This window comes from Photobacterium lipolyticum (assembly GCF_003026475.1).
In the GTDB taxonomy this organism is placed as follows: Bacteria; Pseudomonadota; Gammaproteobacteria; order Enterobacterales; family Vibrionaceae; genus Photobacterium; species Photobacterium lipolyticum.
Genome location: NZ_PYMC01000023.1, coordinates 1 through 14,338, shown reverse-complemented (window position 1 = coordinate 14,338; position 14,338 = coordinate 1). Strand labels below are relative to the sequence as shown.

At 50.0% G+C, this 14,338-nt stretch carries 11 protein-coding genes and 1 riboswitch; of the genes, 3 read left to right on the top strand and 8 right to left on the bottom strand.

Annotated features, from left to right (window positions below; translation table 11 throughout):
• Nucleotides 1-101 precede the first annotated feature (101 nt).
• The 8 genes from thiQ to leuA all read right to left on the bottom strand — a co-directional run bounded on the left by thiQ (nt 102) and on the right by leuA (nt 9,723).
• The gene (thiQ, locus tag C9I89_RS20480) at nt 102-827 is read right to left on the bottom strand and encodes a thiamine ABC transporter ATP-binding protein (protein ID WP_107285180.1); all 726 of its coding nucleotides are present in this window, start codon (nt 825-827) and stop codon (nt 102-104) included.
• A gap of 8 nt (nt 828-835) precedes the next feature.
• The gene (gene thiP / locus C9I89_RS20475) at nt 836-2,431 is read right to left on the bottom strand and encodes a thiamine/thiamine pyrophosphate ABC transporter permease ThiP (protein WP_107285179.1); all 1,596 of its coding nucleotides are present in this window, start codon (nt 2,429-2,431) and stop codon (nt 836-838) included.
• Nucleotides 2,432-2,516: 85 nt separating this feature from the next.
• On the bottom strand, nt 2,517-3,506 hold the full coding sequence (gene thiB, locus C9I89_RS20470) for a thiamine ABC transporter substrate binding subunit (RefSeq protein WP_107285178.1): 990 nt from the start codon (nt 3,504-3,506) through the stop codon (nt 2,517-2,519).
• Nucleotides 3,507-3,604: 98 nt separating this feature from the next.
• Nucleotides 3,605-3,719: riboswitch (TPP riboswitch) on the bottom strand.
• A gap of 174 nt (nt 3,720-3,893) precedes the next feature.
• A complete protein-coding gene (locus tag C9I89_RS20465) occupies nt 3,894-4,676 on the bottom strand; it encodes a DUF547 domain-containing protein (RefSeq protein ID WP_107285177.1) in 783 nt (260 codons plus the stop codon).
• A gap of 98 nt (nt 4,677-4,774) precedes the next feature.
• Nucleotides 4,775-5,377: a 3-isopropylmalate dehydratase small subunit gene (gene leuD / locus C9I89_RS20460; protein ID WP_107285176.1), complete on the bottom strand. Its 603-nt coding sequence runs from the start codon at nt 5,375-5,377 to the stop codon at nt 4,775-4,777.
• 17 nt (nt 5,378-5,394) lie between these two features.
• A complete protein-coding gene (gene leuC, locus C9I89_RS20455; protein WP_107285175.1) occupies nt 5,395-6,825 on the bottom strand; it encodes a 3-isopropylmalate dehydratase large subunit in 1,431 nt (476 codons plus the stop codon).
• Between the two features lie 95 nt (nt 6,826-6,920).
• On the bottom strand, nt 6,921-8,009 hold the full coding sequence (gene leuB / locus C9I89_RS20450) for a 3-isopropylmalate dehydrogenase (RefSeq protein WP_107285174.1): 1,089 nt from the start codon (nt 8,007-8,009) through the stop codon (nt 6,921-6,923).
• 169 nt (nt 8,010-8,178) lie between these two features.
• Nucleotides 8,179-9,723, bottom strand: coding sequence for a 2-isopropylmalate synthase (leuA, locus tag C9I89_RS20445; protein ID WP_107285173.1), 1,545 nt, complete (start codon nt 9,721-9,723; stop codon nt 8,179-8,181).
• Nucleotides 9,724-10,285: 562 nt separating this feature from the next.
• Between leuA and C9I89_RS20440 the strand changes: the two genes are divergently transcribed.
• The 3 genes from C9I89_RS20440 to C9I89_RS20430 all read left to right on the top strand — a co-directional run.
• Nucleotides 10,286-10,945, top strand: a complete 660-nt coding sequence (locus C9I89_RS20440; RefSeq protein ID WP_245905533.1) for a TetR/AcrR family transcriptional regulator — start codon at nt 10,286-10,288, stop codon at nt 10,943-10,945.
• A complete protein-coding gene (locus tag C9I89_RS20435) occupies nt 10,942-12,309 on the top strand; it encodes an efflux RND transporter periplasmic adaptor subunit (RefSeq protein ID WP_107285172.1) in 1,368 nt (455 codons plus the stop codon). The genes C9I89_RS20440 and C9I89_RS20435 overlap by 4 nt, the downstream gene beginning before the upstream one ends.
• Nucleotides 12,306-14,338, top strand: a 2,033-nt coding sequence (locus C9I89_RS20430; protein WP_146155086.1) for an efflux RND transporter permease subunit, incomplete at its 3' end; no start/stop codon positions are given. The genes C9I89_RS20435 and C9I89_RS20430, both read left to right, overlap by 4 nt.

Sequence of the window (14,338 nt, the reverse complement as noted above, 5' to 3'; positions counted from 1 at the left end):
TTGGTACAGAGCCCTGGTGCTCTGTACCATTCTGCCTCGAAACTCGAAACTCGAAACTCGAAACTCGAAACTCGAAACTCGAAACTCGAAACTCGCACATCTTAAATACCTAAATATTTTTTTAACGCCTCATCTTCCGGATTCCCTAACATCTGTTGTGTTTCGCCTGACACCTTCACTTGGCCTTCATAGATAAACGCGCATTTATTGGCAATCTTCAGGGCATCCTCGGGGCTGTGGGTGACCATCAGTACGGTGATTTTCTGCTCTTTCGCCAGGCTTTTGACCAGTGTTAACATTTCTTTGCGCAGCGCCGGATCCAGCGCCGAGAACGGTTCATCGAGCAACAGCAAGGGTTGCTGCCGGATCAGGCTGCGTGCCAGCGCCACCCGTTGCTTCTGCCCGCCGGAGAGTTGTTCCGGCAGGCGGTCGAGATATTTATTGATCCCCACCCGAGATGCCGCGGCCACAATATTTTCTTTATCTTCCCGGCTTAGCTTTAATCCGGGATGAATTCCAAGGCCGATATTTTCAAACACCGTCAGGTGGGGGAACAGGTTGTGATCCTGAAACAAAATAGAGAGCGGACGCTCGGCGGGCGTTTGGGTTGTTATCGGCTGCCCGGCAATGTGCAATTCACCGCTGTCAGGGTTAAGAAAACCCGCTACCATGGCTAACAAGGTACTTTTCCCGGCCCCGCTTGGGCCGATCAATGCCACAATATCGCCTTTTTCAGCCTGCAGGTCGAATATCATCGGCTGTGTTCCATCCTGGGCTGACTGTCCGGGGCGCAAATAGTGGTGACATAAGTGATTGAGTTTGAGCATTATGACTTCTACTTTTTATGGTCAGAAATAAGGACTTTTTCGACCACGGTGAATAACCCGAGGCTGAGTAATAGCAGCAGCAAAGCCGCAACAGCTGCGGCATCCATTTGATAACTTCCCAACAGCTGAAACAGATACAGTGGCAGCGTCTGGAAATCCTGACTGCCAAATAAGGCGATAGCCCCTAAATCACCGAGCGAGAGCACAAAGCCGATCGCCAGGGCCTGGGCAATGGGTTTGCGCAGGGCACGCCATTCAACCAGCCGCAGGCGTGACAGGCCGCTCATTCCCAGGCTCTGGCACAATGGATTGTACTGCTGAGCGACATGCAGCATTGGCTGGCTCAGGGTTTTTATCACATAAGGCAGTGCCATTAACGCATTGACGGAGATAACCACCCAGAGAGCGGTGGCAAAGACATCGGTATACTGGCGCAGCAGCAAAAAGATCCCGGTACTGAGTACTAAGCTGGGGGTAACCAGAATAATAGTGCCAAGTAGTTCTATCCCGTCAGCGCGAAGTCTTTTATTGTGCAGACGCCAGTGACGACTGGTCAGTAAGATGGCGATACCACTGAATACGGAGATCACGCAGGAAAACAGCGCAATCTTGAGTGAATTTGCGATGGCTTGCCACAATGCGGGCTCGGCCAGTTGCTGGGGGAGTTTATTGTTCAGCCCGGCACCGATGACGGCTAGTAAGGGCGGCAGAACAAGCAATAGGGCAAGGCAGATCCAGATCCAGTCCCAGGTTTTTGCCCGTCGATTGTCGAGATAATTGGGGCGGTGCTCTGCCACAGATCCCGTCAGGGTTGAAAGTGGCTTCGCAAATCGCAGAGTGAACAACACTAGGCTGCAGCAAATCAGCATTTGCCACAGCGCCAGAACGGCTCCGGCTGCCAGATCGAAGTCATAGCGCAATGCCTGATAAATCGCCAGCTCGATGGTGGTGGCTTTTGGCCCGCCGCCCAGTGACATAATCACCGCAAAACTGGTAAAGCAGAGCATGAAAACCAGACCAATCACATGAGGCAGCTGTTGCCTTAAGCGCGGCCAGGCGATTAAGCGGAACTTACTCCAACTTGTAATACCCAGATGTGCCGCCAGTTTATGCTGTTCAAAAGGGATCCCTTCCAGACTTTGCAGTAACAGGCGGGTGGCTAACGGTAAATTGAGGAACACATGGGCCAGTAAAATGCCATGTAAGCCATAAAGGTTAAACGGTAGCGGCTGCTGCCAGATGCTCAGTATGGCAGCCAGCAGGCCGTTTTTGCCATAAATCGCCAGCAGGCCAAAGACCGCGACCAGTACCGGTAGCACCAGAGTCATCGCAAATAGCCGCAGCAATAAGCTACGGCCGAAAAACTGCCGGCGCGACAGCGCATAGGCAACCGGAATAGCCGGTATTACGCTGAGCAGGGTCGAGAGCAAAGCCTGATAAAAGCTGAATCCCGCCACGTGGCGCAGATAGGGATCTTGCCAGATCTGCAGAGCGTTGAAGTCGGTCGCCTGACTGATCAACGCGGTGATGGCACTGATCACCACGGTAGCGATCAGCCCGGCGGTGATCACGCCCGGCAGGGAAGCATTAAAACGGGTATTCAAAAGTCAGAGACCATTATTGAGAATATTCATTGTTGTAAGCGCTCTTTAGTCAGAGCGCTTAAGTCAGAAGAGGATTGTGTAAGCGCTATTGCGTAAGGGCATTTTGCCATTCACGGATCCAGCCGCGACGTTGTGATGCCACTTCCTTGGCACTAAATTGTAAGGCTTTCGCCGGCAGGGTTAATTGCTCAAAACCTGTCGGTAATGCTTGTTTGGTGACAGGATACATCCAGTTACCGGTTGGCATTGCTGACTGGAAATCATCACTCAAAATAAACGTCATAAACTGATCGGCCAGTTTGGCGTTTGGACTGTTTTTCAGCTTAGCAGCCACTTCAACCTGCATGTAGTGACCTTCACTGAAGTCTGCCGCCTGGTATTTGCTCTCTTTGTCAGCAATGATGTGGTAAGCCGGAGACGTGGTGTAAGACAGCACCATGTCAGATTCCCCTTTAAGGAACATGTTGTATGCTTCTGACCAGCCCTTGGTGACGGTGACGGTTTTCTTTGCCAGCTGCTGCCAGGCATCCGTTGCCTTATCGCCATAGACCGACTTCATCCACAGCATCAGGCCTTGCCCCGGCGTCGACGTGCGAGGATCCTGATAGATCACGCTGATATCATCACGTTGGATCAGCTCTGCCAGGCTCTTGGGCGGGTTCGCCAGTTTTTCTGAGTCATAGACAAAGGCAAAATAACCGTAGTCGTAAGGGACAAAGGTCGTATCACTCCAGCCATTGGGCAGATTAACGGCACCGGTATCGACGTTATGTGCGGCCAGTAAGCCTGTTTGCTTGGCTTCCGCCATCAGGTTGTTATCTAGCCCCAGCAAGATGTCCGCTTTGGTGCTGCTGCCTTCCAGGCGAACACGGTTTAGGATCGACACCCCGTCATCAAGCGCGACGAATTCAAGGTTACAACCGCATTGGGCTTCAAAGGTTTTTTCGATGGCCGGGCCCGGCCCCCAGTCTGATGCAAATGAACTGTAGGTATAGACCGTTAAGGTATTACCACTGGCCCATGCTGAGCCTGCGGCTAATAAAGACAGAGAAAGAATTGGTAGTCGTTTTTTCACGATGCGCTCCTGATGCCCAACATTCTGTGGGACAATTATTTCAAGTGAGCGAAGGTTGAGAAGGTGTTGTCTTATGCTTTTGCTCTGATGAAACGAGCAGTGGCTATTTTCTCAATTCCTACGCCAGTATGACCTGGTTCAGGTTCAATGGGTTCTGCGTCAGCAATCTCAGCCTTTGTTGCCTAAACAACATTGGCTCCCCAATGAGAACAGTAGCTATTCTAATACCAATTCCATTAATTATCTAACCATTCAGAACACCACAGGGAGTCAAGTTTAAGGATAGTGATTGATAGAAGAGTGGTTCTCTTTTGAAATCGGAACAATCGCTAGGCAGTCCGTTGCCAGCGTAATACTCCTGTGCTGGTTTAATCGCGGCGCACCGCCTTATTCTGTTTCATTCAGCGTCCAGTCGTAATCATAGCTGATGTGGTTAAGTTGGACTGGAGCCCCTTTCCTGTATTGATTTAAGTGGCTTTGCAGTGCGGCCGTACTGCCAAAATCCTCGCCATACCAGTCATAGATAGAGGAAAGGCGGACTTTGTCGCCAGTCAGCTTGACGCCCTTGGTGCTGTTCACAAAGCGGTCGGCGGCTTGGTCAAGTAAGTCTTCACTATTGCTGGCAGTAAAGGCCTGTGGCTGAAGATCCGGGCACCCCAGGCTGGCACAATTGACGACATAATGGATACGGGCATCTTGCCAGATCGGGCGCAGAATACGGTGCTCTATGTCATTGAGTGACAATTGTTTGCCATTGATGGTGATCAGCTCTTCATCCCAAGGTCCGAAAGTGAAGAACCCACCCAGTTTAGTGATCGATTTCAGCGGGTAATTATCAAGGATCAGTCGGACGGTGAGCGCATTGTAGAGGTTAACCCAGTAAGCAAATTGCTCGTTTTTACGGTACTGACGGGGATCGCTGGCAGTGAGGGAGCGGATATAGCGGTCAAGCTCCCACTTATCCTTATCGGAAACTGCGCGGTAGCGAAACAACGTCTGCTGAGGTTGCTGAATTAGGTACTTGTCCAGCAGTTGCTGCCAGAGGACATGGGAAACAGTGACGCGATTGGTTTCATTGCTTTGTTGCCAGTAGGGCCACAGATCGGCTTTTGGGGCAGCCCAAAGGATATTCGAAACCATTAACAGGCATAGCGAAAGTAAGGTGCGCATCGTTGTCCCCTTATTTTTTACTAAAAGCTAGCATTAAACGGTTTGGGTATAAAGAAAAGGCACTCTGACAGAGCGCCTTTCGTTAGTGATTGCTTACTTTAAGCTAGAAATGACGGAATGTTATTTTCGTATTTCGTGATTTCGTCTTCATGCTGCAGGGTCAGGCCAATGTTATCCAGACCGTTTAGCAAGCAGTGACGGCGGAATTCATCAATTTCAAATGAATACGATTTTCCGTTAGCGGTCACTGACATTGCTTCCAGATCGACGGTGACCTTAGCCCCTTCATGGGCTTCGACATAGTGGAAGATTTCATCAACTTCCTGCTCGGTCAGGCGAACCGGTACCATCTGGTTGTTGATCGCGTTGCCATAGAAAATATCGGCAAAGCTGGGTGCAATCATCACTTGAATGCCGTAATCAGCCAGTGCCCAGGGGGCGTGTTCACGGGATGAACCACAACCGAAGTTTTCCCGAGCCAGCAGGATGCTGGCACCCTGATAACGCGGGAAGTTCATGACAAACTCAGGATTCGGTTGCTTGCCGGCATCATCTAAAAAGCGCCAGTCATGGAACAGGTGCTTACCAAACCCTGTGCGTGTTACTTTTTGCAAAAACTGCTTTGGAATGATCGCATCGGTATCAATATTCGCGGTATCAAGTGGAACCACTAATCCTGTGTGTTGTTTAAAACCTATCATTGTTCGTTCCTTCCTGATTAAGCCGTTGCGTTATCTAAGTCGCGGATATCAACAAAGTGACCGGCACATGCTGCTGCCGCTGCCATTGCCGGACTCACCAGGTGCGTTCGACCATCACGACCTTGGCGACCTTCGAAGTTACGGTTACTCGTTGACGCGCAGCGCTCTTTTGGCCCTAAGCGGTCATTGTTCATCGCCAGACACATTGAACACCCCGGCAGGCGCCATTCAAACCCTGCTTCAATGAAGATCTTATCCAGCCCTTCTTTCTCAGCTTGGGCTTTTACTTGCTCAGATCCCGGAACCACCAGAGCCTGAACATTGGCTGCGACTTTACGCCCTTTGGCAATCGCCGCCGCTGCACGCATGTCTTCGATACGAGAGTTGGTGCAAGAGCCAATAAAGACCTTATCGATATTGAAATCAGATAATTTCTTGCCTGCTTCTAGCCCCATGTAGGCCAGTGCTTTTTCTGCCGAGGTTTTATCTACTTGCTCGGTGAAGTTGTCAGGGCCAGGTATTAATTCATCAATAGCAATAACTTGACCAGGGTTGGTTCCCCAAGTGACTTGAGGTTTGATCTCTTTTGCATCTAATGTCACAACAGCATCAAATTCAGCGTCATCATCGGTTTTCAGGGTCTTCCAGTATTCGACCGCCGCTTCATAGTTCGCATCGACAGGGGCAAACTTACGATCTTTAATGTAGTCAAAGGTAGTCTGGTCCGGGGCAATAAGACCGGCTTTTGCACCCAGTTCAATGGCCATGTTACAGACGGTCATACGGCCTTCCATGGTCAGATCGGTAATGGCTTCACCACAGAACTCCACCACATACCCGGTACCGCCAGCAGCGGTGGTTTTTCCGATAATCGCCAGCACGATATCTTTGGCCGTAATGCCTTCAGCAACCTTGCCCCTGACTTCGATTTTCATCGTTTTAGCACGGGCCTGCTTCAGGGTTTGCGTTGCCAGTACGTGCTCGACTTCTGACGTACCGATACCAAATGCCAGGGAGCCAAATGCCCCGTGAGTGGCGGTGTGCGAGTCACCACAAACAATGGTCATACCCGGGAGGGTAATGCCTAGCTCTGGACCCATGACGTGCACAATGCCTTGATATTTATGGTTCAGGTCATATAGGGTGACGCCAAACTCTTGACAGTTTTTTGCTAATGTTTCCATCTGGATACGCGCCATTTCACCCGATGCATTAATGTCTTTGGTCTGGGTTGAAACGTTGTGATCCATCGTTGCGAAAGTCTTGCCGATTTGGCGAACTTTACGCCCTTTTTCACGCAAGCCATCGAAGGCTTGCGGTGAGGTAACTTCGTGCACTAAGTGACGGTCAATGTACAGTATTGGGGTTTCACCTTCCGCTGCTACCGCGACGTGGGCATCGTAGACTTTTTCATACAGTGTTTTTGATGTTCCGGTTTTTGCTGACATTGTTCGATGTTCCTTGTCATTAATGCCTGTCGTTTCACTTTTTATATGTGTGTTTAACGACAGGTATAATTGATATCGGGTTGTTAGCGATGAATCTAAGCTTGGCGAATATAAGCTGCGATTTTGTCGCCCATTTCGCTAGTGCTCAGTGCGGCACCTTTACCGGCTAGATCGGCAGTGAGTTCGCCGGCTTCCAGTGCTTGAGATACCGCTTGCTCTATTGCTCGCGCGGCTTGTTCTTCACCTAGGCTATAACGCAGCATCAGGGCCGCAGACAGGATCTGTGCGACCGGGTTAGCAATGTTCTTCCCTGCGATATCCGGCGCTGACCCCCCTGCCGGCTCATACATACCGAACTTGTCCTGGTTCAGGCTTGCCGAAGGCAGCATGCCCATCGAACCGGTGATCATTGCGCATTCGTCAGAGATGATGTCACCAAAGATGTTTGAACACAGCATCACGTCGAACTGTGACGGATCTTTGATCAGCTGCATGGTCGCATTATCGATGTACATGTGGTTCAGCGTGACATCCGGGTACTCTTTTGCCACTTCCTCGACGACTTCTCGCCATAGAATAGAGCTCTGCAGTACATTGGCTTTGTCGATTGAGCAGACGTTTTTATCGCGCAGTCGTGCTGATTCAAAGGCGATACGCGCAATACGCTCGATTTCGTAGCGGTGGTAAACTTCCGTGTCGTATGCTTTCTCTTGCGGGCCTTCGCCCTCACGACCTTTAGGTTGGCCAAAGTAAATGCCACCGGTCAGTTCACGGACAACCACAATATCGAAGCCACGCTCGGAGATATCGGCACGCAATGGTGAGAAGCTTTCTAAGCCGCTATGAATTTGTGCCGGACGCAGGTTGCAGAACAGCTGGAAATGCTTACGTAGTGGCAGTAACGCACCACGTTCAGGCTGATCATTTGGTGGCAGGTGTTCCCATTTCGGGCCACCGACTGAACCAAACAGAATCGCATCTGATGCTTCACAGCCTTGCATGGTTGATTCTGGTAATGGACAACCATGGTTATCAATCGCAATACCGCCGACATCATGTTCAGAACGTTCTAGTGTAAAACCGAACTTTTCTTCAACCGCATCCAATACTTTATGCGCCTGTTGCATGACTTCCGGGCCAATACCGTCACCCGGTAGAACTGCTATTTTATATGTACCTGCCATGGTTATTCTGTCTCCATCTTTGATTTCTGTTTTCGTTAACTTGCTTCTTTGCTATTTCGTACAAGCACGGTATCGAAAGTGCTCATTTATACTTATAAACTCCGCGCTTTCTCTGTGTTCTTGCACCAAATAGCGTTGAATCAACCTAACTTTGAATAAGGTTGTTTGGTTAAACCGTCGCAATGCGTTCTTTGATTTCAGCTATCTGATCTGCGCGGTAGATGCTATTGATTACGTGAAGCAGAGCCTGCCCCGAGGCTTCAACGATATCGGTCGCCAGACCGGTACCGTGATATTTACGGCCTTTGTAGTTCGCAATGATGTCCGCCTGGCCCAGACCATTTTCGCCTTCGCCTTTGGCGGTCAAATCGAACTTGTCCAGCACGATCTCATAGCCGGTTAAGCGGTAGATACACTGGTATAGTGCGTCTACCGGCCCGTTACCAACCGCCGCCTCACATTTCTCTTCATCGCCACATTGTAATTTGATGCTGGTCGTCGCCATGATGCTGCCAGACTGCACACTCAGATAATTCAGCTTGAAAAAGTCATCTTCATCACGCAGGTTGGCAAAGTACATCAGCGCTTCCAGATCGTAGTCAAACACCTGTCCTTTGCGATCGGTCAGCTTCAGGAAGTCGGTGTATAACGTGTCAAGATTGTAATCTTTCTCGGTGTAACCCAGCGCATCCATATGGTTTTTAACTGCAGCGCGACCAGAACGGCTGGTTAGGTTCAGTGCCTGGTTTTTCAGGCCGATCGATTCAGGGGTCATGATCTCGTAAGTATTTTTGTTCTTTATCATGCCATCTTGGTGGATCCCCGAGGAGTGACTGAATGCATTGGCACCGACAATCGCCTTATTCGCCTGGATTGGCATATTACAAAGCTGGCTGACCAGTTTGCTGGTGCGGTGAATTTCGTCATGCTTGATGTTGGTGTGAACTCCCAGGAAGTCTGCGCGGGTCTTGATGATCATTGCAATTTCTTCCAGCGAACAGTTACCGGCACGCTCGCCCAGACCATTAATCGTCCCTTCTACCTGGCGGGCACCTGCCTGAACCGCCGCCATCGAGTTGGCAACCGACATGCCCAGATCATCATGGCAGTGAACGGAAATAATGGCCTTGTCGATATTCGGCACGCGATCAAACAGCTGTGCGATGATCCCGCCAAACTCGTTGGGCAGGGTATAGCCGACGGTATCCGGGATATTGATGGTGTTGGCACCGGCATTGATGGCGGCTTCGACCATCCGGCACAGATTGTCAATCGGGGTACGGCCAGCGTCTTCACAAGAAAATTCAACATCATCGGTATAATTACGGGCGCGCTTGACAGCAGCAACACCCATTTCGATGACATCATCATAGCTGCGGCGCAATTTGTCCTTAACGTGAATAGTAGAAGTAGAAATGAAAGTATGGATGCGGAATGCTTCGGCTACTTTTAGTGACTCAGCGGCGACATCAATGTCTTTTGCAACAGCCCGCGACAGGGCGCAGACCCGGCTGCTTTTGATGTGCTTAGCAATAGTCTGAACCGATTCGAAATCACCGGGAGAAGAGATCGGGAAGCCGGCTTCGATCACATCAACCCCGAGACGCTCCAGTGCATAGGCGATTTGAAGTTTTTCTTTAACCGTTAGGCTGGCGGATAGAGCCTGTTCGCCGTCGCGCAAAGTGGTATCGAAAATAATAACCTGATCTTTCATAGCTACTTCCTTTTAATTGGCCTGCCTGTGTAAGGCTTAGTCTGCATCCGCTTGCGCTGGCTCTGTAATATGAAAAAACCCGCGCAGACTGCGCGGGTTTTTTTAATTCTTATGTGGTGTTTCTCACCTATAAGCTACCCGCGCGAACTATTCACGATAAGGAGGAGGCTCAGGAGTAAAGAGAAACGATTTTTCATTTTTTAAATGACTTCCACAAAGTTGATTAACAAATGAATACCAAATAGACAGGTTAAACGTCAACCACTAATTGAATATTTATTTTGCACTAATTGCTATCTGTATGATTTTTAAGTGTTTGAGTGAAGAGCTAGACCCAGTGGATAATGGCAATGACTATCACCGTGGTGGATATCGGTTGCTTCTGATATTACCTCGGCATATTCCGGTGTGTGCATTGTTGTAACAGGAATGAGCCTAAGTGCAGAGATGATGACGAGTATCACAGTTGGTAATTAATCATTTGATTAGATTGGAGTGAATAAATCCAGTAAGCGGAATCGTCGCTTGTAGAGTAGATTATTAATCAAATGATTAATATTGAGTGAGTAAAACCATTATGACCGGGAAAGCAGGTCGCCCCGTGGGAGAATCTGATGCCAGATCCCGTTTGATCGCTGAAGCCAAAAAACTGTTTGTCGCGCTGCCTTACAGCAAGGTTTCTACCCGCATGATTGCAAGTCGGGCCGATGTTAATGTGGCGATGATCCGTTATTACTTTGGTAATAAGGCCGGCCTGTTTGAAAACATGCTGCGCGAAACGCTTGAGCCAATACACAATCAGATCCAGATAGTGTTGAGTAAAGGTGATATCCAAAGTATTGGTGATTTGATGCGAACTTATTACCGCATTATGGCACCCAATCCGGATCTGCCAAAGCTGATGACACGGACTATGATGATGGAGCCAGGTGATATACAGCGTCAGGCTTTTGAGAAAATATTCAATGAGTTCACTAACCCCGCATCAGAACTGATATTTAAGCAGCTTAAAAATGAGGGCAGACTGCACCGGGATATTTGCCCGGAAAAAGCCAGAATGACCTTCATCAGTATGTTGGTATTTCCGTTTCTGATCCCGCTGGCGATGATGGATATTCAGGGGATGGAAATCAATGAAGCCTATTTAATGGAATTGGCTGATCACAATGTCAAGGTGCTGACGCAAGGGTTCCTGGCTGAGCAAGGAGATGATGCCACGTGAAAATCAACCGGAAGTTACTGCTTTTTCCCACCATTTTATTTGGGGTTTTGGTGCTGGTTATAGCCATTAAAATGCGCCCCTCCCCCGGAGTGAAACCTGCTGCAAACCGGGCCCGGGCCGTTGATGTGATTAGCTTGCAGCAGCAACCTTTGGCTCCTGTGGTCAGTGGTTTTGGCCGGGTAAAACCGAAGGTTAAATGGCAGGCGATTGCACAAGTCACAGGGAAAGTTGTCTATCGTCACCCTGATTTAGAAAAAGGCCGGGTTCTGGATGCCGGAACGGTAATTATCAAAATTGATCCGCTGGATTACGAATTAACACTGGCCCAGGCCGAGGCGGACATCAGCTCCAGTCAGGCGCAACTGGCCAAGTTAGATCAGGAGCAGCAAAACCTCAAGGCGACACTAAAGATTGAACGTAATCGTCTGGCGATCAGCCAAAAAGAAGTGGCCCGCAAGGAAGAGCTGCGCCGTAAAGGGCTGACTTCCCAGTCAGCGCTGGATTTGGAAAAACAAGCCTATCTTGCCAGCCAGAAGGCCGTGCAGGATATTGAAAACCAGCTGATCGTGTTACCCAATGAACGCAAGGTGACACTCGCGCAGTTACATATCAATCAATCTCGTCAGGCGGAAGCCAAACGTTCGCTGGAAAAAACGGTCATTGCTTTGCCTATTGATGTGCGAATTTCCAGCGTTGATATCGAACAGGATCAGGTGGTAAACCTGCAACAGTCGATGCTGGTAGCTTATGGCATTAATAAGATCGAAATCGATGCGCAGGTTGCCCTGCATGATATGCAGGTACTGGCCTCAAGCCTGACCCAGTATACCGCCCATGCCGATGGGCGCCCCCGAGCGGATCAGCTTGATCTGACCGCGAGCATCCAGCTTTCCAGCGGCAGTTTTATCCAGCAATGGCCGGCAACCGTGACCCGTATCAGTGATACCGTTAATGCCAACCAGGCCACGGCCGGGGTGATCCTGGAAGTCGATCAGGATTACAGCCAGTTATCGCCAGAAACCGCCCCATTAGTTAACGGCATGTTCGTCGAAGCCAGAATTGAAGGTCAGGCGAATGCCCATTGGATCATCCCCGAGCGTGCGCTGCATGGTGAATATGTCTATCTGGTTGATAGCGGCAAGGCTAATAATAAGGTGCTAAAAATTCAGCCAGTTAACGTGTTGTTCCGCCGTGATGGTGTCGTTGCCATCAGCGGTGAACTGGCGGATCAGCAACAACTGATCGTCAACGATCTGTTGCCTGCCGTATCGGGGATGGCGCTCAGGGTGGTGAGCCTGAATGGCGAAGCGGTGAAAGAGTCGTCGCCGGAGATGGCTGCCTCGGCAGAGGATCTGACACCATGATCCGTTATTTCGCGCGTCATCCGACGGCCGCTAACTTGTTAATGCTGACCTTGCTGCTGCTGGGGCTGGTTGCCCTGCCGCAAATTAAGCGAGAAACTTTCCCTGAATTTTCACCAGCCTACATTATCGCCTCGGTGGTCTATCCTGGCGCTTCACCACAAGAGGTGGAAGAGAGTATCTGTATGCGGATGGAAGATGCTGTCGATGGCTTGGCCAATATAGTGGAAACCCGCTGTGAAGCCGTAGAAGGCTCGGCCTCTTTGATATTAAAGCTGACCCACAGCGATATCGTGTCGCGGATGCTGGTGGATGTTCAGACTCAAATCAATGCGATTAATGATTTTCCTAACGAGATTGAATCACCGATTGTGCGGGAGCTGGACTGGAATGAGCCGGTCGTCGATGTCGCGATTAATGCCGATACCAGCTGGCCGCAACTGAAAGCGTATGCCGAACAGCTCAAACGTAAGCTAAAGCTCGATTATGGGGTCTCTTTAGTGGCGGTGAGTGGTTTTTCCGATCATCAGATCCGGATTGAGCTCAAAGAAGCTTCGTTACGCCAGTTGGGGTTGAGTGTCGGCGATGTTGCTGACCGTTTGGCGCGGCAGAATATTAAATTACCGAGCGGAAATATAGAGCTCGGAGACAAGACTTTATTGCTCCGCTTTGATGAACAAAAGATCACGCCAACGGCCCTGGCACAAACCGTTATCGGCGCAGACAGTGAAGGGGGCATGTTGCGACTTGGCGATATCGCGACGCTTACCGATCGTTTTGAGCTTGATGAACAAAAGATCCTGTTTGATGGTCAGCCTTCCGCGATATTGAAGGTGAGCAAGAACAAAGCGGACGACGCCCTGCGTATTAAAGAGCGGGTCGCGCAATTTGTCGAAGATGAAAACCAGATCGCCCCCACAGGTGTCACCCTTAACATGACTAATGACTTGTCATCGCTGCTGTGGGATCGCTTAACCATGATGGTAAGAAATGGCTGGCAAGGGGTGACATTGGTGTTTGCCACCATGTGGCTGTTTTTCACTTTCCGCTATTCATTCTGGGTTGCTGCGGGATTGCCTGTCGCCTTTCTCGGCAGTCTGTTTCTCATGACAGGATTAGGGTTATCCATCAATATCATGTCATTGGTCGCCCTGTTAATGGCGATTGGTATCATGATGGATGATGCGATTGTGATCGCCGAATCCATTGCCGCCCATCTCGAACGCGGTCAGCCGGTTACCGAGGCGGTGACCAACGGGGTGAAAAAAGTCTTCCCCGGGGTGCTGTCATCCTATCTTACGACAGTCTGTATTTTTGGTAGCTTACTGTTTCTCCAAGGCGAGATGGGGGCGGTACTGAAGGTGGTGCCTCAGGTGTTAATTCTGGTACTGACCTTAAGTCTGGTCGAGGCATTTTTGATTTTGCCTCACCATTTAAGTCATTCCCTGAAGAAGCAGCGCGAGCAAGGCCGCGGGGCCAAAGGGGAAAAACCGGATTTGGCCTTCAAAGCCTGGTTCTTAAACAAATTTGAAGCATTCCGCCAGAAGCAGCTGGTTACTGCGGTGGAGGCCGTTGTACGCTGGCGATACCTGTTCCTCGGCAGTGTGATTGCGATGCTGTTTATCTCATTTTCACTTCTTGCCGGCGGGGCTTTGAAATTTGTCGGCTTTCCTGAACTGGACGGCGACATTGCTGAAGCGCGGGTGATTTTACCGCCGGGCTCATCGCTGGCACAAACAGAAAAAGTCGTACAGCAGATAGTGGTGGCCGCAGAAAAGCTCAATCAGCAATGGAGCGCCGGAAAAGAAGGCGGTCAAACACTCGTTGAGCATATTACCGAGCAATATAACTTTAATGCCGATGCTGACGAAAATGGCCCTCACGTGGCGACGGTCCGGCTAGATTTACTGAGTGCCGAATCGCGCAATACGGTGATCGATGACTTCATTGCCGCCTGGCGGAAAGAGGTCGGCATCATCGCGGATCCGGTGTCTCTGGTCTTTAAGCAGCCGATCATGGGGCCGGGGGGGCG